Below are 26842 nucleotides of genomic sequence, written 5' to 3'. Positions count from 1 at the left end.
AGGGTGGGTAGGCTCGTAGGGAGCCTATCTACTCTTCACTCCCAATTCTGATATGCGTGATGCTGATGTGGTGCCGAGAGGTAAGCCATTGGCTCGATTGTGCAACAAGGATAAGTTATGGAGCATGTTTTGACTGAGTCGACTCCAAAACCCACAAGGAGCCAGCCTGCACCGAAACCAAGTTTTGCTGACAGGTTGCAACATTGGTTACCTAAAATTGTACTGGCGCCGACCGCGTTAGTGACCGTGGTCTGTATCTACGGTTACATTTTTTGGACGGCAGCGCTGTCGTTCACCAACTCTCGATTTCTGCCGAGCTTTAATTTCGTTGGTTTAACCCAATATGAAAAGCTGATGGATAACGATCGCTGGATAACCTCAATCACCAACCTCGGTGTGTTTGGTTTTCTATTTATGGCAATTGCTATCTTGTTAGGTGTGGGTTTAGCGGTGTTGCTTGACCAGAATATCCGCCAAGAAGGTGCGATTCGTACTATCTATTTATACCCAATGGCGCTGTCATTCATCGTCACGGGTACTGCGTGGAAATGGATTCTTAATCCAGGTCTTGGTATTGAAAAGCTGATGCAAGATTGGGGCTTTACTGACTTCAAATTTGATTGGTTAGTTGACTCTGAAATGTCGGTTTACACCTTAGTGATTGCAGCACTTTGGCAGTCTTCAGGCTTTGTGATGGCGATGTTCTTAGCAGGTCTGCGTGGCATCGATTCTTCAATCATCAAAGCGGCTCAAATCGATGGGGCAAGCTTACCCACTATCTATCTCAAAATCATTCTGCCTTGCTTGCGCCCTGTGGTTTTCAGTGCGGTGATCATCACCTCACACATTGCAATTAAGAGCTTTGACCTTGTGACGGCAATGACAGCGGGTGGCCCGGGCTATTCATCGGATCTTCCGGCGCTATTTATGTATGCACACTCATTTACTCGCGGACAAATCGGCCTTGGTGCCGCCAGTGCCATGATGATGCTTGCCGGTATCTTAGCGATTCTCGTGCCTTATCTTTACTCTGAACTTAGGGAGAAAAAGTCATGATGAATAACGTCAACTTTGCTCGAATCTTTATCTATTCAGTACTGCTTTTCTTCTGTTTAGTGTATCTAATGCCATTGTTCGTGATGGTGCTGACCTCATTCAAAACTCTGCCTGATATCAAGGCGGGTAACTTGATGAGCTTGCCGAAAGAGTGGGTGTTCGATGCTTGGTATAAAGCGTGGGACACGGCTTGTACGGGCGTGAAATGTGAAGGCATCAAAGGCTACTTCTGGAACTCATTCCAAATGGTGATTCCTGCGGTTGCGATTTCAACACTGCTCGGTGCATTCAATGGCTATGTGGTGACGAAATGGCAATTTAGAGGTTCAAACCTGTTCTTTAGTTTGTTGTTATTTGGCTGCTTCATTCCATTCCAAGTGGTGCTACTGCCAATGGCGACCATGCTTGGCAAGATGGGGTTAGCGAACACAACCATCGGCTTGGTGATTGTGCACGTTATCTACGGCATGGCATTTACAACACTGTTTTTCCGTAACTTCTATATCTCGATTCCTGATGAATTAATCAAGGCGGCAAAGCTTGATGGTGCTGGCTTCTTTACCATCTTCTTCAAGATCTTATTACCGATCTCAACGCCGATCATCATGGTGACGGTGATCTGGCAGTTCACCGCAATCTGGAACGACTTCTTGTTTGGGGTGGTCTATTCGGGCTCAGAAACTCAGCCAATCACAGTGGCATTAAATAACTTAGTCAACACCAGTACGGGCGTTAAAGAATACAACGTCGACATGGCTGCCGCGATCATCGCCGCACTGCCAACGTTGTTGGTGTATGTCTTCGCAGGAAAATATTTTGTTCGTGGCCTAACGGCAGGATCAGTAAAAGGATAATTACCCATGGCAACATTAGATTTAAAACAGATCCGTAAAACCTATCGCAACGCGGACAACGAAACGTTAAAGGGCATCGACATCAGTATCGATTCGGGGGAATTTTTGATACTTGTCGGCCCTTCGGGGTGTGGAAAATCCACCCTAATGAACACAATCGCAGGGTTAGAGAATATTAGCTCGGGTGAGATTGTGATTGATGGTGTAGATGTAGCGCAGGTTGAACCTAAAGACCGCGATATTGCGATGGTATTCCAGTCGTACGCGCTTTACCCAAACATGACGGTACGCGGCAATATCGCCTTCGGTTTGAAGATTCGTAAGATGCCTCAGGACGAGATTGATGCAGAAGTGAATCGTGTCGCTGAAATGCTACAAATTGAACAACTGCTGGATCGTAAACCATCACAGCTTTCTGGTGGTCAGCGTCAACGTGTCGCGATGGGACGCGCTCTAGCTCGTCGCCCTAAGCTTTATCTATTTGATGAGCCACTTTCGAACTTGGATGCTAAGTTACGTGTTGAGATGCGTCATCAGATTAAGCGCTTACACCAGAAGCTCAATACCACGATTGTTTATGTAACCCATGATCAGATCGAGGCAATGACACTGGCGGATCGCATCGCAGTAATGAAAGATGGTGAGCTGCAGCAGCTCGGCACACCACAAGAGATCTACACCAAGCCCAACAATATGTTCGTGGCTGGCTTTATGGGTTCACCGTCAATGAACTTCATTAAAACCATGGTGGATTTGGATGAGGACCAGAATCCGATCATTAAAGTGGTTGGTACCGCAGATCAAGAACACCATATTCGTTTGCCACAAAGTATGCGTGACCAAGACGGCAAAGAGTTGGTGATTGGGCTGCGTCCAGAACACATTACTGAACAGGAAGGCGATGATGTTTCTGCCTCGACAAAGCTAGACTTACAGCTGGAGGTATTGGAACCGACAGGGCCAGATACTATCGCTATGGTCAAAGTGAATGACCAAGAAGTAGCGTGTCGTTTATCGCCGGAATTTGAGGTGTCGGTTGGGCAAATGGCGCCACTGCATTTTGACCTATCCAAAGCCGTATTCTTCGATGCTCAGACGGAAGCGAGAATCGATTTCTAAGTGTTACTAGCAAGTTAGTTTCACCAAACACCTCATCGTTTGATGGGGTGTTTTTGTATCAAGACAGGTTAATTGTCACATTAATGATAAAAAACTCAGTAGAGTCTATGCTTGATGGGAGATTAATTTTTATAAAAAGGATGTCTGCAATGAGAGTCCAATTACTTGCAGGAGCAATGTCACTTGCTCTTCTTTCCTCTCCAGTATCTGCTGTTGTTAATCATGATTTGAGAGACAGTTATATTGTCGTTTTAAAACAGAGTGTATCGGAATCACGGGCGAACGATATCGCGCGCGAAGTTGCCAATGGGCGTGGTGTAGTTGGTCATCAATATAGCCATGCATTGAAAGGGTTTTCTGTTAAGGTCCCAGAGCAAGCGCTTAAAGGTCTTAAAAATAGGTTCCCCGAGATTGATTACATTGAGCCTGATATCGTCATGCATGCTTTACCGCGAGGAGGTAAACCTAATCGAGGCGGAGGTGGAGATAGTGTTGAGCGAGCTGTTCAGCAGGTTCCTTGGGGTGTAACCAGAGTCAACGGTGGTACTGTTGATATGAGTAATTCCTCATCTGTTGCGTGGGTTATAGACTCGGGTATTGACAGTAATCACCCAGATTTAAATGTAAACAAATCTCGAGGGGCAAACTTTACTCGCGGTAAGAAAAACAATACTAGCGATGGTAATGGTCACGGCACGCATGTAGCAGGAACGATAGGAGCTTACGACGATGGCTTTGATGTCATCGGTGTTGCGCCCGGTGTGGAAGTGATACCTGTTCGAGTCCTAGATAATAGTGGCAGTGGTTCAATGTCGGGAGTTATTGCCGGTGTTGAACATGTGGCGATTAATGGTAGCGCGGGTGATTGTGCCAACATGAGCTTGGGTGGTTCAGGGTATTCGGCCGCATTGGAAACTGCTATTCAAGCTGCCGCCGCACAGGGGATCTTTTTCTCTATCGCTGCGGGTAATTCTGGGTTAGATGCGAATGGTTTTACACCAGCGAGTACGAATGGCACAAATATCTTTACGATCTCTGCATTTGAAGAGAACAATGATAATTTCGCTTACTTTTCCAATTATGGCTCTGATGTAGATTACGCTCAACCTGGAGTCGATGTGCTATCGACCAAAACGGGCGGAGGAACGGTTTCTTACAATGGTACCTCAATGGCGGCTCCTCACTTTTGTGGTGTCATATTAGCTAGTGGGTTAGTTGATGGTGAATTACCATCAACAGATGGAACGGTAAATAATGATCCAGATGGCAATGCAGATCTGATCGCTGTGAAGTAAGAGGTTCCGGCTGGGAATTAACGAAGATCTTTCTGATAAGTGAGATTCCAGTCTCGACATAATAAAAAGCGACCTGATGGGTCGTTTTTTATTGTGAATAATCATCGAGTAGACAGTTAATTATCATCAAAGCTGATAATTAGTGTGATGTGGCTATATAAAGCTGACGTAGAAACGCGTAGGATCGACTCAACTTTAGACCAAATACTAGGTTGCACTTTGGTGCATAAACAGAAGAATACATGAAACTAACAGCAAAACCCTCAGCTAGTAACGCTTTACTTATTTCTATTACGACACCGGACTTCAAAGGTGACGAAGCAAAAGAGTCTCTTGCCGAACTTGCTCGCTTAGTAACAACCCTAGGGTTTAAAGTGGTTGGTACTCAATCGCAGCACCACAGTTCAGCTCAACGACAAAACGTGTTGGGTGCTGGTAAGCTTGCGGAAATTGCTCATCTAACCGGTTACCAAGGTTCAATTGAAGAAGCAGAAGATGAAGACTTCCTTGATGAATCAGGTCTATTTGATTCAGAAATCGACGAGCTAGATTTTGATGATCTTCCAACGGGCAATTTCCAATACGGCGCCGCTGATGTTGTGGTCTTTGACTGTGATTTAAGCCCATCTCAACTGCGTACTGTTGAGGCTAGTTTGGGTGTGGAAGTATTTGACCGTACTGGCATCATCATCGAAATCTTCAGCCGTCACGCTCGTACTCGTACTGCTCGTCTGCAAGTTGATATCGCTCGTCTAAACTACTTAGTGCCACGACTTCGTGAAACGGCTGAGGGTGATAAAGAGCGTCAAATGGGTCAGGGCGCCGGTGAAACTTCGCTAGAGCTAGACCGTCGTAACGTACGTGACCAAATTGCTGCGCTTAAGCGTGAGCTAGTAAGCGTACAAGATGAAATGAAGACCCGACGCACAAGGCGCGCGGAGCTTTTCACTGTTGCTTTAGTTGGCTACACCAATGCCGGTAAATCTTCGATGATGCGTGCAATGACCGCAACCGAAGTGGTGGGTGAAGATAAACTGTTCGCAACGCTAGACACCACGGTTCGTGCGCTTCAACCAATCACTCAGCCGCGTATCCTTGTTTCAGATACAGTGGGTTTCATCAAGAAATTACCACACGATCTGGTTGCATCATTCCACTCAACGCTAGCAGAAGCGCATGATGCTTCATTGCTGCTTTATGTCGTTGATGCTTCAGACGTTTCATTCCGCGCACAACTTGATGTGGTACACGACGTATTAGCTCAAGTGGGCGTTGAAGGCAGCGAAAAACTATTAGTACTGAATAAGTGCGATAGATTGACGGAAGAGCAGCAATTAGAGCTGATCGAAGAGTTCCCAGATGCGATGCTAACGTCAACTCGTGATCCTTTGGATATAACCAAACTGCACAAGTACATCGTTGGTGTTGCTGAAGAAGGCATGATCGAAGAAGAGATCACGATTCCTTATTCTGGCCAAGGCATCATCGGTGAGATTCGCTCAAACATGAGTGTGGTTAAAGAAGAGTACGACTACGAGTGTATTAAGTTGACCGTTCGCTCTAGTGAAATTGACTTAGCTCGACTGAAAAAGCGTATGCAGAAATCTTGATCGCCTATCTATTTAGAAAAGAACGTCCAAAGAAAAAGCGACCTAAGTGGTCGCTTTTTTTATTGGTCGAGCCGAGTTAATCTAAGTTTAGCTAACTCATGAGTTACTTACGCCATTCTTTGTGTCGGCTTCCAACGTGCTAACTCTGGATCAAGCTTGATACCTTGTGAGGTCAGTAGGTTAACACGAGCTAAGTACGCAGCACCGTGCATCAGGTGCTTAGCAAGGTCGACCGCATTACGTTGTTGGTAATCGTCTAGGTAGCTGTCTTTTGCCCATGCGTTGAATGCGCCAAGTGCAGGGCCAGCCCATACTTGATAATCCATCTCACGACCTTGTTCGCCCGTGTTTGACCAACGGCTTGAAAGACCCAAGTACCAGCGGAAGATCAACGCCATTTTACGTTTTGGATTGCCTTCAGCACGTTCGATCTGTTTAGGGTCTCGCTCGTTAAAGTGCGCCACAGTACCAGCCCAAATATCATCCAGTGTTGAACGGAATACCTGCTTCTCTAGCTTTTGACGTTCTTCAACTGGAATCGCTTCAATCGAGTCGTAACGTGTGTAGATCTCGTACAGCTTGTTTGCACGCATTGGGAACAAGGTGCCACGTTTAACCACTTGCAGTTTCACGCCCATTTCGAACATGTCTGCCGCAGGAGCCATAGTCACGTCAGCCATTTCGGTTGTCGAAAGCAGCTTACGTGTGTGCTCGCTCGCGCCAGCCTCAACACACGCTTGGTTGATAGAGCCGGTAACAATGTAAGCCGCGCCCATGTTAAACGTTGCTAGAGCTGCGTCAGGCGTGCCTACGCCACCACCACAACCGACACGTAGCGGTGTTTTGAATTGATACTGAGCTTGGATTTGCTCTTTTAGGGCTAGAATCGTTGGTAACAGGGTTACTAGTGGACGGTTATCGGTGTGGCCACCTGAATCGGCTTCTGCCGTAATGTCATCAGCCATAGGAACAAGCTGTGCTAGCTCCATCTGTTCTGCTGTGATTCGGCCTTCGTCAACCAAAGCTTGCAGCATTTTCACAGGAGCAGGCTGCATGAACTTACTTGCGACTTCAGTACGGCTTACCTTAGCAATAACCTTGTTGCCAATCTGAATCCCACCTTGTGCATCACGGCTAAGACCAGCGGCACGGTAGTGAACGATTTGCGGTGTTAAACCTAAGAATGCTGAAGCTTCAACTGTTTTCACTTTGTGCTTCAAAAACAGCTCAACACTGCCGCGCTCTAGCGCTGGTTCGCTTGGGCTGTGAATCAAGTTAAACGCGTAAGGACCGTTTGGCAGTGCAGCTTGAATGCGGTTGATCGCTTGCTCAACGCGAGACGGGATTAAGCCCGCCGCGCCAAATGAACAAAGAATGCCAGCTTGGCCAAGCGCAATCACCAACTCTTCAGATGAAATGCCATTTGCCATTGCGCCAGCGTAGTAAGCGTATTTCACGCCGTGGCAGCGACGAAAATCTTCGTCGCCTAGGCTTTGTGTACCAAGAGCGGGAGCAAAGGCGCTAACAGGTTGGCTGTTCGCCGAGCTTGCTGAATCGCCTGATGCAATCTCAGCTTGTTGGCTTACGCCCAAGCCTTTTTCTGGGTGGTTCACTACGTAACAAGCAAGGCTTAAATCTTTCAAGATTGTCGACATTGCTGCGTTAGTGAAACGCGTTGTGTTCTCTTCGATCTGCCAAGGCCACGGAGATAGCTTTTCGTTATTGATTGTAGTTTGAGTTGTCATACTAAATTCTTTCCTAGTTCTCTGTCTCTGTCACTAATGGCGGCTTAAGCTCTACCGATAGCAGGGGCTTCTTCGATACAAATCGCGATGTCTTTCACTTCGTAGATACGCAGACCATCTTTGCTCAGGTTTGCGTCGCCAACGATGATGCGTTTGCCGTCTTCGTCTTTAATCGCAGTGATGTGGACATCCAGAGACATCTGTTTGTTCAGAGGGTTAATCTGACCACGGTATTTCCATTTCACTTCCGATTGGATTTGACCAAACTTCGGATTGCGGAAGCCAGCGCCAAGGTCTTTGTTTAGCGCGTAGGTTTGCATCAGTTCGATGATCGCTTCGACACCTAGAGAACCTGGCATTACCGGATCTTGATGGAAGTGGAACTGGAAGAACCAATCGCTTGGGTCAATCGTACGCTCAGCGTATAGGTAACCAAGACCATCTTTACCGCCATCACTGGTGATTTGCACGGTATCGATGAAGTTCAAGCGACCGCCAGCCAATTGGTAGTGCTCTTGCACTTCACCAGTAGCAGAAACCGGTGCGTTGAAGTAACGAGTCGTTTTATCTAGCAGGTTGATGTTTACATCCGGCGTGCGGTTGTTATCAACGTGCCAAGGGTGCGTCACTTTACCGTTGTCCAAACCAAGTTGATCTTTCAGTGCAGCGCCTTTGAAGTAACCAAATACCGCCGTACCTTGGTAGAAAGGCACGCCGTCAGTACTCAGTTCGAAGCTGAAGCTCTGTACGATGTTAGTGCCCATCATTACGGTTGAAAGCAGACGAGAATCGTTGGTAATCGTTTTGCCACGCAAGTCGACGTTACGCAGCATTTTGCCGCTGCCATCTAGGTTGCGGAAAAACAGTTCTTCACCCGGGAAGCCCAGTGTTGTACCCATGTAGCCAGAGATGAAGCCGTTTGGCTGCAGTGAAATCTCCATCAATACCGAATAAGGCATCAATGTGTGGTGGCTGTTTTCATCAAAGTACCATGCATTTTCTGGCACTTCGTATTCTGCGATACACGATGAAGGCTTCTTGAAGTCGCCACGCTTGCCATCAATCTCTACGACACGAGTGGTTAGCTGTAGGTCGCCACACGGAGTACGTGGTGGAATCATCCCACGGTAGATTGAGAAGTCAGGGCCGAAACATTTCTCGATATCACCGGTTGCGAATTCGAACATGTGGTAAGGCGTGAACGGAACCGTATCGGGTGTGCGGTTCGGGTAATCAGGCGTCACCGGCGCTTCAACGTGTTGAAGTGGAATCACGCCTTTGTTTGGCGCAGTTTCTAGGTCTTCAATTTGCGCCATCAATGGCGCATTCGCTGAAGCCTGTTGGTTCACTGCTGGTGTATGGCCCAAGCTTTTATGGTCCAAGCTTTCGATAACAGGGGTCGCGACAGCTGTTTCTAAAGAAGGCAGGTAACGAGTACATTCGTCGTCTTCTTTGATCATCACACCCAAGTTTTGGAAATCAACAATCACTTTGCCGTTCAGTAAGATATCAATATTAGCTTTCGCATATGGGCGAGGGCTTAGACCAATCTCGGTCACTTCCATGCGGTAAGTCAGTTCTGCCGATTGCGGTAGAACTTGGCCACGACAACGTACTTGTTGAGGGGCATTTTCAAGCGGTTGGAAACGACCATTTTGAACAAGCGTGTGCATGCCAAGGTGCATCATGAAAAACTGAAGTAGTTGACCACAACCTTCTGCCATCAAAGATCCAGCCATTACCGAGTCATCTTTGAAGTGACAAGGGAAGTACCAGTGCTCAGGCTCTAGCTGTTTGTGACCTTCAATCAGACCGAGTCCCCATGTGCCGCCTTGTGGTTCAACGCGGCTAACCTTTTCGATCATCATGAACTTCTCTGAGCTGAAGCACAAAGAAGGCTGGTGGCGATTGGATTGGTGAGTTGGACCAAAACACTCTGCAATGTTGGCAGTCAGCAGGTGGCGCAGTTCTTGGTGGTTAAACTGGGTTTTAGGGCAGTGCAACATAGGGTCGAAGCGTTGCTTAGTCGCAAGCTTACGAGCCTTGATTTCATCTTCAGTGTGAATCACACCTTTGCCATCTGCTAGCTCTTCATCAGTGAAGAAGCCCGCACAGCCGTTATCCATTTTCAGGATCATCTTGTCGCCAACGAAACATTCGTACGAGAAGAAGAACAGCAGCGTGTCGCCATTGCGAGCAAAGCTGTTGATTGAGATATCGTAACGCAGCGTATCGCCACCACGAGGCAAGTCACCAAGGAAAGTCAGCGTACAATCAAGCAGGCGATAAACACGCTCACCTTTGTTTTCAAAATCAATGCCTAAGTAGCTGATCAGCATGAGGTCACACTGACCTGATTCTACCGCCACTGCCCAAGGGATCTGACCATCGACAAGATACGGCGCATCAACTGGGATGTCGTATTCGGTGGTCATTGTGCTTGGCTTGTACTCGTTCACGGTCGCGTTGAGCTTAGTGACACGAGATACCAATAGGTAGTCTGTGGTTGGTAGGCGAACGCGGCGCGAGTAGCTATCGATGATCGCGTAGTCAGGGCCAAATACATTGGCGATGTCGCCTTCAGCGTATTCAACCAAATCATCGTAATCCCAGATACATGGTTTACGGATAGGTTTTACTGGTGCAGGTGTCGCAAGTGCGTTTACTGGCGCTGACTGAACCTGAGCTGGTGTTTCGGCTGAGCTATCTAAACCAGACGTCACTGCGTTTAGCTGTGCTTTTAATAGCGCATCAGCCATCTGCATGCCTTGGGCACGAGTGTGCAGGAATGCTTTGTGTACCTGTTGAGCTGCTTGCTGATTTTGAGCAAAAGCTTGGTTGTGTGGTGTTACAGACGGCTGTAATGCTGCATCCGTCTTAGCGTCGATTTGAGACGCGCCATTTTTAGCGGATAGGACATGAGTCATATTGCTGTGGTTACCTGTTAGCTGACTGTGGCGAGTTGGCGCCAGAGTAGGGGATACTGATGTAGGAGTTTCGATGACTGGGTCTATCGTGTTCTGCGTTAGTGCTTTCTTCTCTAACTCTTTTTGCGCAAGGGCTGCTTGAATGCTTGCTGTCGTTGGAATCGACGCCACTCTTGCGGCTTGTTTGCCAGAAGCTTTCTGCTGAATCGTTGCTAAGTTAGTCACTGCGGTTTGGGCAATATGTTGATATATATCGCGTCCACCAAGAGTCACTTGTTTAACCAATTGACGCTTAGCATCACTTGCCAGTTCACTGTTTAAACGAACCGAAAGTGATTGAGATTCGACACTCGATTGGCTCAGTAGCAGCTGTGAACATTGTCCTTCGCTGATGTTGGCAACAATCGCATTCTTAGAGCGGACATTTGGATTCAGAGACTCAAGGTTCAGATTGAGCAGACCGTGTAGCAGGCTTGCCATGCCAGAAGCAGCAGAGCAATGACCAACACGTTGACTCGCTTGAGTGGTCTTTGTGTTCGCGAAACTTAGAGACGAAGACTGATGAGATGAAGACTCTGGTGCATGGTTAAGCTCAAGCAGAGAAACATCGTTCGAGCTCATACCGACCTGAGTCAGTAACTCATCAGCAACGGCGTTGTTATTCTCGCTTGAACCAAAGGCCAATGCGTTGATGCTGCCGTAAGCCGTATCTTGGTTAGTCGTTACTCGACTCTCGTCAACAAGAACAATTGCACCTGCGCCTTCGCCCACATTCCAACTGCCGTCTTGCGGTTGTCCGAATTTTGGAGAAAGTGACACTGGGCTCACGCTGTTCTTCAGAATCACATGTTCTGCACTGCCGCTTAGGTCAACGGCTGCAATCACGACTGCGTCCATTGATTCTTGCGACATTAGGTTTTGCGCAACATCGATACAACGAGCAACTGACTGTTCAGCGGCTGAAATCGTAAAGGCAGGGCCGTTAAAGTCCCACAATGACGAGATACGCGAAGCCATGATATTGCCGATGAAACTGGTGTATTGGTTCAGCTTGGCTGCGTCCATCACACTGTCCATCGCGATGGTTTCTAGCGATTGGTATTCATCTTGTGTTAGCTCAATCCCCATGTTGGCAAAGCTGTCAGCCAATTGGCTATGCAGGTTTACGCGTCCACGGAATTGGTGCATTTCAAGCTCAGTTTCCATCGCGACTAAAACCGCAACCTTTTGGCCAGCAACAAGCTTGGCATCTTTGATCGCTTCGTCTGCCACTTTCATCAGTAGCAACTGCTGAGAGATCAAACGGTCATCTTCATTAGGCGGCACTTTGAAGCGTAGGAAATCGAGATCGAATTGATCGATGTACGCTCCGTTTGGAATTCCGTGTAAACCAAACTGATTCAGTAGTTCTGGATGTTGGTCTAAACCTTTCCAGCGTTTCTTAGGCAAAGCAATGAAAGCATCGTTGTTGGTTTCAATCGCAGTGCTCAGTGCGTTGATGCTTTGCAGAGAACCGAAGTGAGACGCGAGACCAGTAATACTTAAATTAGACGCTTGTAGGCTTGGAGATGCCGACTCTAAAGTCTGGGTTACATGACTGGTGTCTGAATAGGCTTCAAGCAGTAAGTGTGCGTTACAACCACCGAAACCAAATACAGAAACACCCGCACAGCGCTCTTGGTTGCCCGCTTTACTTGGCCAAGGTTGAACCTGTGTTGGTAGCGTCTGTGAACCAAATAAACCTTCTGGTGAAGACAGTGGCTTGTCCAAATTAATACTTGGCGGAAGTACACCTTCTTTCATCGCAAAGATCATCTTCATGATCCCCGGCATACCTGCCGCAGTCAGTAAGTGACCGAGGTTTGACTTCGCAGAGCCAATCAATGGCGGGTTAGAACCATTCAATTTGTCAGCAAAGAAACGCTCCATTGAGGTTAACTCAACCTTGTCACCTAATGGCGTGCCGGTTGCGTGACACTCAATCACTTCGATGCTGTCTGGTGATAGGTTAGAAGCTTCGTATGCGCGTTCAAAGGCTTGCACTTGTCCTTTGCTATTTGGACTTAATACGAACTGGCCACGGCCATCGTTCGACAAGCCAATACCGCTGACAACTGCATAGATATTGTCGCCATCACGTTCTGCATCAGCTAAGCGTTTTAGGACTAAAACACCGGCACCTTCGCCAGCAAACAGCCCTTTACTGTTGCTATCAAACGGAACTGAAACACCGTGGTCTGGGTAAGCGTGGAAAATGGAGAAACCCATGTTGATAAAGAATGGGTCAGCACCTGATACCGCGCCTGCCAACATCATGTCGGCTTTGCCCGTGTTCAAGTAATCACACGCTAGCTTTAATGAATAGACTGAGCTTGCACATGCCGCGTCTAGGCTAAGTTGCACGTTGCCTAAACCCAATGCATCAGCCACTAATTTAGAGGCGTTATGTGCTGCAGCACCATTGATCGGATTAAGGTCTTGCGCGGTTTCATTGGTTGGCAGCAGTGAAAACTGGTCATTAGCCAATTTATCTTTAAGTGCTTTCTCGACCACTGAGTGATACATCGGCAGAAACAAGTCGTTTGAGCGTGTGGTTGGGAACGAAAGGGCACCCATGATCACGCCTGTGCGCTCTAAAACATCGGCATTTAAATTAATGCCTGCGTCGACTAACGCCTTACGACTGGTATCCAAAGCCCATAGGAAACTTTGGTCGACACCGTTGAACGATTCTGCTGTTAAGCGGTAGCCATTGCTATCGAAATTGAAGTTTTCGATGTAGCCGCCTTTGTCACAGTAAAAGCGGTCTGACTCACCTTGAACGCCCTGATAGCTTTCAGGTTTAGCACCTAACTTTTCAGCGCTTAATGTGGTTCGAGAATCTTTTTTATCCAGCAAGTTTTGCCAAAAGTCTTTTGGCGTATCCGCTTCTGGGTATTGGTTAGCAATACCGACAATCGCGATCTTATTGCACTTCACTTGCTGTTTGTTCTGAACTTGAGCCTGATACTGGTTCGATTGAGAACTCATACTAGCTCTCCTTGATGATTCACTGCACTGCCTTGAGACACACCATTTAATTGCTTAATGGTGGTGATCTGTTGTTCTAGCCCTTGAATAAGTGGCTCGACAGACAGTGGAATTTGATGAGTAATGAGCTGACCAATGCATTTGATGAGCGTGACAATATCGTCACCGCCTTTGGCATTGGAAGCGATTGTGCAGTATTGGTCTGCTACGTTGTCGCTACGATTGATCTTGTCGATCAATGTGCTGGTTTGACGATCGGCACCTACTTCGACAAACAGGCGCGCACCTTGTTGACGTGCACTTTGAATCAACGCGGTGAAATCCAGCGTCGAACAGAAGGTGTCGGCAATCGAAAGGGCGATGCTGTCGCTGTCGATATTGATTGGTGCGCCAGTCGGTAGACCTGCTGCGCTGATAAAGCGGATATGCTTTGGCAATTCGTCGAACAGTGGTTGCGTGTAAAATTCACGCACTTGGCTATGTTGGCTTAATGCTGGTGTAGTGTGCATTGCAGTAACACGATTCGCGGCAATGCCACGTTTACCCAGTTTTTTGAGCAATGCACGACATGTGCTTTCACAACCGGCCAGTACGCAGGTGTCACCTTGGATAATGGCAAGGTAAGCGCGTGGGAATTCTGGTAACAGAGCCTCAATCGCTTTCGCATCACTGCGAACCACAAAGCTATTCCATTGGATGCTTTCGTCACCGTTCAGCTGCCAATCTTGACGTACTGCGGTGAGTTCGCCAGAAATAGCCGTGGTGAAGATAGGACTGGTTTGAGTCATCTCAATCAGCGCATGTGGGTTCTTCCAAACATTCAAGCTAGCCCACATGGAAGCTTCACCCTTGGAGTAGCCCAAGGCGAAATCTGGCTGCACTTTGAATTCATCACATAGCAGTTGTGTTAACAGATAACTACTGCCTACACCGGCAATTGCCAATTCACTAAGCGACATTTCTTGCGAGTCTTCAGCGTAGGTTTTCTCTGCCTGCAGCATCTCTTTCAAGTTACCTTCACGTTCTAAACGAGCAAATAACTGTGGGAAATGGTGGTGAAAATCGCGCAACATACCGGGATAAACCGTGCCAACACCAGGGTAAACAAATGCAACGCCACCTTTGCTTTGAGGCTTTGGTGAGAAACAACTGCCTGCTGGCGTTTTGTAGTGGCTATTGTCAGCCATTACTTTTGGCAACGCATTTTCTAGCGCTGTGATCTCTTGCAATGCAGCCTCAACTGAAGCTGCCTGAATCACGACGTTCGCGCTAAGGCCAGCATTGTGCTGAACGCTTTGAAAGTGGCTTAGGTTTGAATGTATCAAGGTGGCGATAGCGAGTTCACGGTCTGCCGAATCACTAACGCATTTAAGCTCTTCTCTTAGTGAGGCCAACTGAGAAGCCAATTCAGCTTGTTCGTTGCCTGAAACCACAAACATCAAACGCTCGCTGGATAGCAAGGGCTTTGGTTCGTGCAAACCGGTCGCTTGAGTCAATATCAGACTGGTGGCTTTTTGGCTATCGTCATTGAAAGTTAACGCAGCAACACGTGCTTTGTTCGGCTCAGTGAACCAATAATGGCCCGGTAAAGAATGGTTTGGCAATGAACGGCGCGATATTGCCTCAATCATATTCAACAACTCATTAAACTGCTGCGAAGCAGATAGGGTTGAGTATTGTTGTTGATGGCTTAAATCTGAAGCGGGGCGGCGTGCAATATCCAGAGAAAGCTGAACGCTATCTTCGGTAGCTGCATCTACAAAACTCGCTAGATAAGCGTGTGGGTGAATCTTGTTTTGAGCCGCGGTCAGTGCACTCAACATCACCAATGATGGAGAGTGATGATCCAAACAGAGCTTAACAGCACTACCTTGATGGACTGCCTCAATTGCTTGAGTAAGTGCTTGATTAAAATTGCCATCAACCACAACAGTAACTATCTCTGGAAGCGAAGGTGATAAGTCGGCAGAAAGCTCAGCCGCGTTTGCTGGCTGAGCTAAAAGAGCGATGCGCAATGGCATCGCTTTATTAGTAGGAACAGTCACTATGACAATTGCTCCTTTTCTGCGTTCTTAGTCGCCTCTTTCTTTGATACTGCAGAGCTAGACTTCGGCAAAAATGCGTCGTTTAAGCTCTTGCTGATGGTGACTTTGGCACCTTTCATTACCGCACTTAAACGACCATCTTGGTGGTAAAGCGAGATATCAGCCTGCAGTGAACGAGCCGTGCTTTTTATCACGCTCAGCTCTAGCCAACCTTGGTCACCATTGTGCATCGGTGCGTAACAAACAAACTCACCGATTGCAGACGGTAGGCTTGCCGCGCCGTATTTCAATCGAGCCCATACCAGCATGGCTTGCAACAGATAATCTTCAGCAAATGGTTGGCTATCGCCAAAGCCTTGCTTAGGAATAAATGATCCGCAGTCGCTGTTTTCAATCTGAGGCAACTGGCATTGAGCCAATAAGCCTAAGTCGTCAAAGCGTTCAACTGAGGTAATACCTTGCAGTCTTGGTCCGTGAAACAGAGTACCGTCACTGTATAGAGCTTGTGCCGTTGTTACAGGTGCTGAAGTGTTGGTTGCAAAGCGTTTTTCTGACGCTTGTTGAACATCTTCAGACACTTGCACAGAGGCAACTTGCAACTGAGCTTGATACTGTGGTCGCCCTTGGCAACTGATCACTGCTTTTAGCTGATCTTTTGATTTAGCGTCTGAAGACAAGACAAGCGTTAGCTCTTGCACTTCATCAGTATCAAAAATCACACCTTTCAGCAGTTTGTAGTTGTGAACGCTAACGTTCACCCCTAACAGTTGCTCAGCGACTTCACGCATCCATTGGATGGCACACACTGTCGGTAACACTGGGTTACCGGCAATGCAGTGATCTTGAATGAAAGGCAATGCCTTTGGATCAAGATGACGTGTCACAGTAATGCTTGTATTCAGCGGACTCTCTGCAAGATGCACAGACTCCGCATTAAGCTTTTTTACAGCAGCTTCCTTGTTGTCAGAACCTTGCATGCTCGTGCCAACCAGCAGTTGAATACCAGTTTCGTTCAGTAGTTGAGAACTAAACAACTCTGCACCCGCTTGAAGAGGAATTACGTAAACACCGCGCTCTGTGAACATACGTTTCAGTGCTGCGTTGACCATGCCGCCGTCCCACGGTCCCCAGTTGAAGCTCATCACTTTCGCTTGAGGGTTACGAGCTGACAGTTGTAGAGCCGCTTTGTTTAGGATCTCGTTAGACATTGAGTAATCACTTTGGCCTGTGTTTCCGTAGAAACCCGCCGCCGAAGAGAACATCGCAATCAGTTTTAGCTTGCTGCTATCAAGACCACCAAGAACGGCTTCTAGTCCGCCCACTTTCGTGCCGTAAACCATGTTCAGCTCATCAAGCGTTTTATCTTGAATATGTTTGTCAGCCAGTACACCTGCACCGTGGATAAGGCCTGTAATGTCGTCGAAGTTTGCCAGCGTTTTCGCTACTGACTCATGGTTCGACACATCTAAGCTTAGGTATTCAGCGCTCGCGCCAATCTTGTTGAAAGCAGTAAGTGCTGCGTTGATTTCAAGGCTGCTCAATACCGGTTTTAGCAGAGCATCAACTTTTTTCGGTGTTGGTTTGTCACCTGTTGCTTGTAGGTGAGCGATAGCTGCTGGTTTTAGCTCTTTCTCTTGCTTGTCTTGAGCCCATTGAGGTAGCTCTTGTGATGTAATGTGTTTGCTACGACCTGCAAGAATGAAGTGAGACTTACATTGCTTAGCAAGTGTTAGTGCACATTCAAACGTCACGCCTTTAGCGCCACCCGTCACCAGAACTTTGTCGCTCTTGGTGAGTTGAGCTCCTGCGTTTTTGGTTTGTGCAGCGCCTGGTGTTGCAGCAATCAATGTTGCACGACCAGATTCACCGTTTTCCGCATGGCTAAGGCCGATTTCAACCGTGTTGGTATCGATATCGAACAGTTCGCCAGTAATAGCTTCCGCTAGGTGACGAGCATCAATAGAAGCGTCAGCATCCAATGCACGGCAGAACACGTTTGACCATTCATGGCTCAGTGTCTTCGTTAGGCCAGACAGCGCGGCTTGGTTGAGTTCTGCATTCGCTAATTGCTTAGTATCTAGGTAACCAAAGCCACCATCGATACGGCTTAGCGTGAAGAACACACTGCGACCAGAAACGGCATTCAATTGGCCATTTAGGTGCTTCGCGAATAAGAACGCTGTGGTTAGCGAAGCTCTTGAGTCTGCATTCAAGTTAACCGCTTGCTCGTTGCTTTGTTTTGCATCAACGATAGCTTGTAGGTGAATGAAGCCAGCAATCACTTTGTTCGACGTTTTAAGGTCTGCTTCGATGTCGTTAATAACTGCAGTCACACCCGCATCATCGACGCTGTTGAGTGTGTAGCTTGCGATTTCACTGTTTAAAGGTGACGCGGCAGAAAGAGCACTACGCACTACAGCAACTTGGATGCCGTTAGCGGTCAACTTTTCTGCTAGAACACCAGCGTTGTGACCATCATCTGTGATCACGACACAAGCGTCTTTTGAGAAACAATCGACGAGTTTATCTGCCGCTGGTAGCTTTTTTAGCGCTACCTCATTGTGTGGAGGAAGTTCCGCTGTCGCTGTTTCTGCGATAGGCGTTACTGATTCAACTTTTGGAGTCGCTACGGGTGCTGCAGCGGATAGCTTGCTTTGCATGTAGGTAACGATTTCACCAAGCGTACGACACTCAGCTAGGTCTTCAGGGTTTAGCTCTGGCAGCGTTGGTAGTTGGTCTTGAACTGTACCTAGAATTTCAACGCGTTTGATAGAGTCGATACCAAGGTCTGCTTCCATGTCCATCGCTAGGTCGAGCATTTCTGCTGGGTAACCTGTTTTGTCGGCAACCACTTCCATCATGGTTGATTGAACATGAGCAGGGTTTAGGTCGTTGCTCGTGCTTTCTACAACTGAATCTGAAACAGGTGCTGCGTTAGGAGCTTCATTAGCGCCTAGCTTGCTGTTCATGTAAGCAACGATTTCACCCAGAGTACGACACTCAGCTAGGTCTTCAGGGTTCAGCTCTGGCAGCGTTGGTAGCTGGTCTTGAACCGTACCTAGAATTTCAACACGTTTGATTGAGTCGATGCCAAGGTCTGCTTCCATGTCCATTGCTAGGTCGAGCATTTCTGTTGGGTAGCCTGTTTTATCAGCCACTACGCTCAGCATTGTGCTTTGAACTTGTTCTGCGTTTAAACCGTTTGATACTGCTTGTACTGGTGCAGATGCTTGAGCCGCTACTGGAGCAGAAGCTGGAAGCTTGCTGTTCATGTAGTCGACTATCTCGCCTAGAGTACGACACTCAGCGAGGTCTTCAGGGTTCAGTTCTGGAAGAGTCGGTAGCTCGTCTTGAACTGTACCTAGAATTTCAACACGCTTGATTGAGTCGATACCAAGGTCAGCTTCCATGTCCATTGCTAGGTCGAGCATTTCAGTCGGGTAGCCCGTCTTCTCTGCGACTACTTCTAACATGGTTTTTTGAACGACAGCCGCATCTAGTCCGTTGTTAGCTGCTGCTGGCGCCACTACTTCAGTTTGTGCTGCAACTGGTGCAGACGCTGGAAGCTTGCTGTTCATGTAAGCAACGATTTCGCCAAGAGTACGACACTCAGCTAAGTCTTCAGGGTTTAGCTCTGGAAGAGTAGGCAGTTCATCTTGAACCGTACCAAGAATCTCAACACGTTTGATTGAGTCGATACCAAGGTCTGCTTCCATATCCATTTCTAGATCAAGCATTTCCGTTGGGTAACCTGTCTTCTCAGCAACCACTTCTAGCATGGTTTGTTGAACGACTTTCGCATCAAGACCATTAGCTACAGCAGCTGCTTGAACTGGTGCAGCTTCATTATTTGAAACTCCAGAAGGCATCTTGCTGTTCATGTAAGTAACGATTTCGCCAAGAGTACGACACTCAGCTAAATCTTCAGGGTTCAGCTCAGGTAGGTTTGGCATTTCGTCTTGAACGGTACCAAGGATCTCTACGCGCTTGATTGAGTCGATACCAAGGTCTGCTTCCATGTCCATTTCTAGGTCAAGCATTTCCGTTGGGTAACCTGTTTTCTCAGCGACCACTTCTAGCATCACTTTTTCAGCATCGGCTGTTTGTACTGCTACTGGCGCAGCCACAGGAGCCGGTTTCGCTTTAACTGGCACAGGCTGAGCTGCAACAGGTGCTGCTGCTTGAGCCACTACTTGTGGTGCAGGAACGGCTTTCTGGACTGGAGCTTGTTGAGTTGCTGTCTTTTGAAGCGGTGCAGCTTGAACTGGCGCCGCTTGTACAGGAGCAGTTTGCACTTTAGCTACAGGCTGTTGAACGATAGCTGTTGGAGCCGCTGGAGCTTGAATCGCTGGTTGAGCATTGACTGGCGCAACGAAGGTTGGTTGTGCCGTTTGCACGGAACCTTGCGTCAGCATATTAAGTGCAGAGCTGTTGCTGTGCGCTTGCATCTCTAGGTAATGAGCGTGGGCTTTTAGCGTTTCAGCTTGGTGCTGGTGGAACATCTCCATAGAACGCTGTAGGTTCTCAGGAATTGCTACGCCTGCTGTTGCCATTTTCGCTTGCTCAGACATTAGGGTGTTGAACGTGTCACCGTATTGCTGAGGAATTGCAAGGAACTGCTGATGTACTTCTGCTGCTTGTTGTTGAGCATTGAAGAACGATTGCAGTGAAGATTCATCAACCGTTACTTGAGCTGCTGGCTGAATAGTCGCTGGTGCAGTTTGTGTCACTTGAGGTTGCAGCGCTGCTGTTGCTACTTGTGCACTTGGTGCTGGAGCAGCTGACTGTTGTACATTTGAAGCTTGAGGAGCAGCCACAGGTACTTCAACGATTTCTGTTTTAATCACTTCTTTTTCCACGATTTTCTCGACTTCAACTTTCACTTCAACAATCTCAGTCTTTTCGGTGACGTTGCCTGAAGCCAATGATTGATCCATTTTCTTACGAGTAGCAGGGCTGATGTAGTTGGTTGCATTCAGCTTGATGTTCATTGGTGATGCCTTTGCAGGTTCAGCAATGTCAGCTTGGTAAGGGTCAATGTTGTCTAATGAAACACCAGCCACACACAGTTGAACCGCAGCTAAGCGAAGTTGTTGGTCACTGTCGCCTTTAGGGCTTGGGTTGATGCTGATTGCGTAAAGTTCTTCGTTCTTATCAGCCAATGTTTTCTCAACCAGCTTTTGAAGAATGTTCTTAGGACCGAACTCAACGAATACGCGCGCGCCTGCTTCATACATCGCTTCAATTTGCTCGCTGAAACGAACCGATTGCAGCATGTGTTGCTTGAACGCTTTCTTGATCGCTTTAGCGTCTTTGCTGTGAAGTTTGCCTGTTGCGTTTGAGTAAAGCGGCAGCGTTGGAGCGCTGAATGAAGCTTTATCAATTGCAGAAGCAAATGGTTTTTGAGCGTGGGCAACAAGCGGCGTGTGGAACGCGCCAGAAACAGGCAGAGCAATTGCTTTGAAGCCTTGTTCTGTTAGCGCTTGTGCTGCTTGTTGAACCGTCGCAGTTGGACCTGCAATAACCAGTTGAGTCGGAGCGTTGTAATTGGCAATACTCACGCCTTCGAATTGGCTGATACAGTTTTCAACGGCTGGAAGTTTGTCTGCGTCTAGGATGACCGCAAACATAGTACCGCTGTCACCTTGTTCAGGTGTCGCAGCCATCGCATCGCCACGAGCGAAAGCTAGCTGGTAGTAATCGTCTTGCGAGATAACACCCGATGCACATAGTGCACTTAGCTCACCAAAGCTGTGGCCTGCAACCATGTCTGCTTTGAAGCCTGCTTGAGTCATGATGTCGAACTGACCCATAGACACAGTACCAATCGCACTCTGCGCATTGGCCGTGTTGGTTAACACCGCTTCTTGAGCTTTGGTTGCTTCTGGTGTGAAGGTTGGAATTGGGAACAGAATTTGTGACAGAGCCGTTTTCTTGTGCTGACCAAATACTTGATCCGCTTGAGCAAGCTGTTGGCGCATTTCAGGGTAATGACAAGCAAGCTCGCGACCCATGTTCAGGTATTGCGAACCTTGACCTGCAAATAGCGCCGCTACTTTACCCGCACCGTTTTCAGCAATCAGTGCTGACTCACGGTAGCTAGTACCGTTTGGCATCTGCCAATGTGTTTTGGTTTGACTCTCAAGCATAGAAATCGCTTGAGTCAGTTGCGCTTGAAGGTCTGCTTGGTCAGTGACAACTAAACCAATACGAGCGTACTTAGCGTTAACTTCGCGTAGAGCATGTTGCTCAGCAAGCGCTTCTAGTTTGAACGCAGCATCTGCCGCTTGAGTTGAAACCTGTTTTAGTTCATTGATCAGTGCTTGACGAGATTCTGCGCTGAATAACAGTGTTTGTGGCACTTGGCGCTGACGGTATTTGTCACCGCGAGCGTGCTCTGGTGTGTACTCTTCCAATACAACGTGGAAGTTAGTGCCACCAAAACCGAATGAGCTGATACCTGCACGGCGTGGGGTGCCGTCGACACGTTTCATCCAAGGACGCGTTTGTGTGTTTAGGTAGAACGGTGAGTTCTCGATATCCAGCTTAGGATTCGGAGCCGATACGTTGATCGTTGGCGGCAGTACTTTGTGGTGCAGTGCTAATGCAGCTTTGATTAAACCTGCAGTACCCGCAGTTGATTTGGTGTGACCAATTTGAGATTTCACAGAGCCTAACGCAATGTGTTGCTTCTCTTCATTGTTTTCACTGAATACCGAGTTTAAGCCGCCAAATTCAGCAACATCACCCGCAGCTGTACCTGTACCGTGCGCTTCTAAAAGGCCAAGCGTGTGCGGTGCGAAACCAGCATCATCGTAAGCACGTTTTAGTGCTTTTGCTTGTCCTTCAGGGCGAGGTGCGTAAATACTCTTGAACTTGCCATCCGAAGAAGAACCGACACCTTTAATCACTGAGTAGATTCTGTCGCCGTCGCGTTCAGCATCTTCAAGGCGCTTAAGAGCAACCATGCCGATGCCTTCACCAATCATCATGCCTTTTGAGTCGATGTCGAAAGGTTGAATGGTTTCATTGGTGGTAAATGCAGGTGTTTTAGAGAAACTCATGTACATGGTTGGCGAGTTATCAGTACACACACCACCTGTGATCATCATTTCGCTGCGGCCTTCAACCAGCTCGCTCAGTGCCATGCGCATTGCGGCTAGAGAACCTGCACACGCAGCGTCTACCACACAGTTGATGCCACCAAGGTCAAAGCGGTTAGCGATACGACCTGAAATCACGTTACCCAATGAACCAGGGAATGAGTTCTCTTCCCAGTGGATGTATTGGTCTTGGAACTTTTTGATCAGCATTTCGCTGTCTTCGTCGTTGATGCCACTGCTCTTGAATACTTTTTTCAAAACAGGGTATTGAAGACGAGCATTCAAGCTTTGAGCGATCTTCTGACCACCGCCTACACCGAGTGTAATACCGATCTTATCGCGATCGTAACCTTCAGGAAGTTTCGCATCTTCAAGTACTTCTTTTGCCACGATCAGAGAAAGCAGCTGTGAAGTATCTGTCAGTTCTAGGATATTTGGCGGAAGGCCGAACTCCATAGGGTTGAAGTCAACTTCAGGGATGAAACCGCCGCGCTTACAGTAAGACTTGTCTGGCGTAGTACGATCTGAATCGTAGTAATCTTCTGGGCGCCAGTGCGTATCAGGCACTTCGGTAATTGCATCGATCTTTTCGCTGATCAAATCCCAGAATTTGTTTAGGTAGCGAGAGTTCGCAAACATGCTTGCCATACCAACGATAGCAATTGGCATGTCTTTTAGGCGTTTATTAAGTCGAGTGTCGTCGACTGATTCCGGTGTATTTTTTTCGGGTTGGCTCATTATGAGTCTCCACTTGAAATCACTGAGGGCGATGTCGTGTTTTGAGGCTGCGCTTTTAAATAAATCGAAAATAAATCTGAGACAGATTTGGGCAAACGCAGCTGAAGAGTAAGGCTACCGAAAGTCGGCCACCTGACTGAAATAGGGGGTGCGAAGTACAGTGACTTGCAGGGGTTGATTACGTTTTTCATGCGAGAAGAGGGCATTCGAATGTGAGGTTAATGTCCATTTAAATCCTGTCCAAAGTACTGCTTTATGCAAAGCAGGTATCCGCAATGAAAACGTGTGAATTTGTTTAATGGTTGAGCAGGCTACCCGAGGTGAGTGGCCGATACAATGCTCCCAGAGGCCACTATGATCTGTTCAGACCAGATGATTTTGCTGAACTTTTGTTTTTTGTATTTTTAATGGAATTAACTTATTGATAATTAATGGGTATGGGTGGTTTTTTAGTGTTTATACTCTATTTTTTGACTTGGTGGGATCTATGTCAGATTTTTGTAAGTAACATTTAATAGATGCCTGTTCCGTAAGGTGGAGTGTGATCTGTGTTTTAATTTGTTATTATTTTGAAAGTTAGTTTTAAGTCCCTATATGAAGGGTGTTTCCTGCGCAGATTCTCTATGTTTATCTCAAATTATAGGTGAGTTAAATTTGTTCGTTTGGGTGTTTTTTTGATAAGTGGTTTGAAGAAGTGAGCGTGAGTAAATTGGAAAATCCAATCGTTGATTTGTGGTTATGTTCTTTGAGTGATTTGCGTGATGATGTCGGCAGTAAGTCACACCTCAAACAGACACTCACAGCTGATGAAATAGCGAAAGTCGAGCGGTATCGAATGCCCTCATCTCAAGTTCAAGCCCTGTATGTTCGCAACTACCTAAGAAAGGTGTTGTCTAGCTATTCTGATTTAATGCCCGAAGCGTGGCGCTTTGAATATGGCGAGAAAGGAAAGCCAAGTTTAGCCGCCGAACAGCAATTTAAGACGGGGTTAAACTTCAATATCAGTCATAGCAAAGAACATTTGTTGATTGCAGTTTGCCAGAGAGAAGGGAAGCAAGTTCAATTGGGTGTCGATATCGAACATGCAAGAAGTTCGACCAATATCGACTCGATCATGAAGCACTACTTTTCAGATAAAGAATTGGCGGATTTACTTGAGCTCAGCAAAGAAGAACAGAGAGAGCGTTTTTTCGATCTGTGGGCGCTGAAGGAGTCGTATATCAAAGCGACAGGTAAAGGGCTAGCCACATCGTTGCGAAGCTTTTCGTTCGATTTCTCCAATCTGACGGAGCAAACACTGTCACTTCACGCTTCGGATTTTCAACCAAACTTGCAGGATGAAATTAGATTGCATGGTGAAATCAGCATATACAGTGGAGTTGGGTTGGATGTTACTGAGAAAACCGATAGTTCTACAGATTGGCAGTGTTGCTTAGGGCGGCTGGATGAGCAGTATCGCTTTGCGGTTACGCTTGGTGGGGCGAGTCTACCAATGCAATTAGAGATGAGAACCTTTTCGTCGTTTCATCTCTTTTAAGCGAGTTTGGTGAGGTGAAGTTAGCTCGTTTCGCCAAGCATCGCTTTTAATACTTCAGCAGGCACGGGCTGCAGTTGCTTGTCTTTGTCTAGGCAAACCATTTCGATATCACCAATCACCGCAGGTTTGGTTGCATCTTTACGCCACACTTCTTGTCGCCATAGCGTTTTGTATTTGCCATCAAGTTCAAAAGAGGTTCGGATGTCGCAGATCTCAGCGAACTCAACCCCATCTTGGAAAGTCATGTTGGCTTTATATACCGCAAAACCTAATCCATGTTCATTCCACAATGTTGCCAGTTTATCGCTACCCAATACATGTTCGCGTGCACGCTCGAAGTATTTAAGAAAGTTAGGGTGATAAACCACACCTGAGTGATCGGTATCTTCATAGTAAATTTGTACTGGGTGATGGTAGATCTGACTCATTAGTATCAACTCTTGGTAAGTAGTGGGACAGTAAATCTGGCTAAGTTGTGCAGCACTCTACAGGATAGGTCGAAATTACTTCAAGACATCATCGGTAATGTGGCTTTTGGTCAGACCTCATTCATTACTATTACATTGGTCAGCTTCCACCCATTTACAAATATTCTATGTGTCATTTTCCACCCATTAATTTTTGTAGCGAGTTAGCGACAACTGCAAGCAGATCTGATGAAGCCTTGTGGTTAAAGGCTTGTTAATGAATTGTGTTAATGTGGCGCGCTAATTGCCTTAGTGAAAGCACGCAGTTCCCATTGAAGGGCTGCTTTGTTTACTAAGGAGAATAATAATGTTTAAGCCTCTTACCCTGCTGTCTGTATCTGCTCTGGCGCTCACAAGTTTTAATGCTGCTGCAAACTGTGACCCTGGTGAAATCGTGATTAAATTCAGTCATGTAACCAATACCGATAAGCACCCGAAAGGCATCGCCGCTTCTTTACTGGAAGAGCGAGTAAACACGGAAATGAATGGCAAAGCTTGTATGCAAGTTTTCCCTAACTCAACGCTTTACGATGATAATAAGGTACTGGAAGCCCTGTTAAATGGTGATGTTCAAATGGCGGCGCCATCGTTGTCTAAATTTGAGAAGTTCACTAAGAAATACCGCATTTTTGACCTTCCTTTCCTATTTGAAGACGTAGAAGCCGTTGACCGTTTCCAAAACTCAGAATCTGGCGAAAAACTGAAGAATGCGATGAAGCGTCGTGGCCTTCAAGGTCTAGCGTTTTGGCACAATGGCATGAAACAGATGTCGGCGAACAAACCTCTTATCAGCCCTGAAGATGCAAAAGGTTTGAAATTCCGTGTTCAAGCATCGGATGTATTGGTGGCTCAGTTTGAACAACTAGGCGCTAACCCACAGAAGATGTCTTTCAAAGAAGTGTACGGTGGCCTGCAAACTAAGGTTATCGATGGCCAAGAGAACACATGGTCAAACATTTACGGTAAGAAGTTCTTTGAAGTACAAGACGGCGTGACTGAAACCAATCACGGTATCTTGGATTACCTAGTTGTAACGTCAAACGACTTCTGGAAAGACCTACCTGAAGATGTACGCACACAGCTTGGCACTATCGTTCAAGAAGTGTCTGAGACGCGTAATGCAGAATCTTCAAAAGTTAACCTAGCGAACAAAAACAACATCATCGAAGCGGGTGGTGAGGTTCGTACACTTACGCCTGAACAGCGTGAAGCGTGGGTAGCTGCACTTCAACCAGTATGGAAGAAGTTTGAAAAAGACATCGGTTCAGACCTTATCGATGCAGCGTTAGCTTCAAACCAATAACACCGCTAAGGGA

12 protein-coding genes are annotated in these 26842 nt (G+C 47.1%); 7 read left to right on the top strand and 5 right to left on the bottom strand.

Features of this window, described 5'->3' with window-relative positions; translation table 11 throughout:
* Positions 1 to 117: 117 nt before the first annotated feature.
* The 5 genes from MSG38_RS11405 to hflX all read left to right on the top strand — a co-directional run bounded on the left by MSG38_RS11405 (position 118) and on the right by hflX (position 5934).
* Positions 118 to 1056, top strand: coding sequence for a sugar ABC transporter permease (locus MSG38_RS11405; protein WP_009848503.1), 939 nt, complete (start codon positions 118 to 120; stop codon positions 1054 to 1056).
* Positions 1053 to 1910 (top strand): carbohydrate ABC transporter permease, encoded by an 858-nt coding sequence (locus tag MSG38_RS11400; RefSeq protein WP_248401892.1) that lies wholly within the window; start codon positions 1053 to 1055, stop codon positions 1908 to 1910. The genes MSG38_RS11405 and MSG38_RS11400 overlap by 4 nt, the downstream gene beginning before the upstream one ends.
* A gap of 6 nt (positions 1911 to 1916) precedes the next feature.
* Complete coding sequence (ugpC, locus tag MSG38_RS11395) at positions 1917 to 3029, top strand: sn-glycerol-3-phosphate ABC transporter ATP-binding protein UgpC (protein WP_248401891.1); 1113 nt, start codon at positions 1917 to 1919, stop codon at positions 3027 to 3029.
* Between the two features lie 140 nt (positions 3030 to 3169).
* Positions 3170 to 4324, top strand: coding sequence for a S8 family serine peptidase (locus MSG38_RS11390; RefSeq protein ID WP_248401890.1), 1155 nt, complete (start codon positions 3170 to 3172; stop codon positions 4322 to 4324).
* A 242-nt stretch (positions 4325 to 4566) separates the two neighbouring features.
* A complete protein-coding gene (gene hflX / locus MSG38_RS11385) occupies positions 4567 to 5934 on the top strand; it encodes a GTPase HflX (RefSeq protein ID WP_017056924.1) in 1368 nt (455 codons plus the stop codon).
* A 107-nt stretch (positions 5935 to 6041) separates the two neighbouring features.
* On the opposite strand, the gene pfaD is transcribed toward hflX, so the two are convergent.
* Genes pfaD through MSG38_RS11365 form a run of 4 tightly spaced genes read right to left on the bottom strand, consistent with a single transcriptional unit; the run spans position 6042 to position 23522 of the window.
* The gene (gene pfaD, locus MSG38_RS11380) at positions 6042 to 7679 is read right to left on the bottom strand and encodes a PfaD family polyunsaturated fatty acid/polyketide biosynthesis protein (protein WP_248401889.1); all 1638 of its coding nucleotides are present in this window, start codon (positions 7677 to 7679) and stop codon (positions 6042 to 6044) included.
* A 44-nt stretch (positions 7680 to 7723) separates the two neighbouring features.
* Positions 7724 to 13636, bottom strand: a complete 5913-nt coding sequence (locus MSG38_RS11375) for a beta-ketoacyl synthase N-terminal-like domain-containing protein (protein ID WP_248401888.1) — start codon at positions 13634 to 13636, stop codon at positions 7724 to 7726.
* Positions 13633 to 15681 carry a PfaB family protein gene (locus MSG38_RS11370; RefSeq protein WP_248401887.1) on the bottom strand — a complete coding sequence of 683 codons (2049 nt, stop codon included), beginning with the start codon at positions 15679 to 15681 and terminating at the stop codon, positions 13633 to 13635. The genes MSG38_RS11375 and MSG38_RS11370 overlap by 4 nt, the downstream gene beginning before the upstream one ends.
* Positions 15681 to 23522: a type I polyketide synthase gene (locus tag MSG38_RS11365; RefSeq protein ID WP_248401886.1), complete on the bottom strand. Its 7842-nt coding sequence runs from the start codon at positions 23520 to 23522 to the stop codon at positions 15681 to 15683. Before MSG38_RS11365 ends, MSG38_RS11370 begins: the two co-directional genes overlap by 1 nt.
* 709 nt (positions 23523 to 24231) lie before the next feature.
* Here MSG38_RS11365 and MSG38_RS11360 point away from each other — a divergent pair.
* The gene (locus MSG38_RS11360; RefSeq protein WP_248401928.1) at positions 24232 to 25059 is read left to right on the top strand and encodes a 4'-phosphopantetheinyl transferase superfamily protein; all 828 of its coding nucleotides are present in this window, start codon (positions 24232 to 24234) and stop codon (positions 25057 to 25059) included.
* A gap of 20 nt (positions 25060 to 25079) precedes the next feature.
* On the opposite strand, the gene MSG38_RS11355 is transcribed toward MSG38_RS11360, so the two are convergent.
* The gene (locus tag MSG38_RS11355) at positions 25080 to 25487 is read right to left on the bottom strand and encodes a thioesterase family protein (RefSeq protein ID WP_009847292.1); all 408 of its coding nucleotides are present in this window, start codon (positions 25485 to 25487) and stop codon (positions 25080 to 25082) included.
* 346 nt (positions 25488 to 25833) lie between these two features.
* Here MSG38_RS11355 and MSG38_RS11350 point away from each other — a divergent pair, with 346 nt between their 5' ends.
* On the top strand, positions 25834 to 26829 hold the full coding sequence (locus MSG38_RS11350) for a TRAP transporter substrate-binding protein (protein WP_016788636.1): 996 nt from the start codon (positions 25834 to 25836) through the stop codon (positions 26827 to 26829).
* Positions 26830 to 26842 lie beyond the last annotated feature (13 nt).

The sequence above is a fragment of the Vibrio sp. 1CM24A genome (genome assembly GCF_023161725.1).
Taxonomy (GTDB): Bacteria; Pseudomonadota; Gammaproteobacteria; order Enterobacterales; family Vibrionaceae; genus Vibrio; species Vibrio coralliirubri.
The sequence above is the reverse complement of the archived record's forward strand: the minus strand, read 5'-3'. Positions and strand labels throughout refer to the sequence as shown.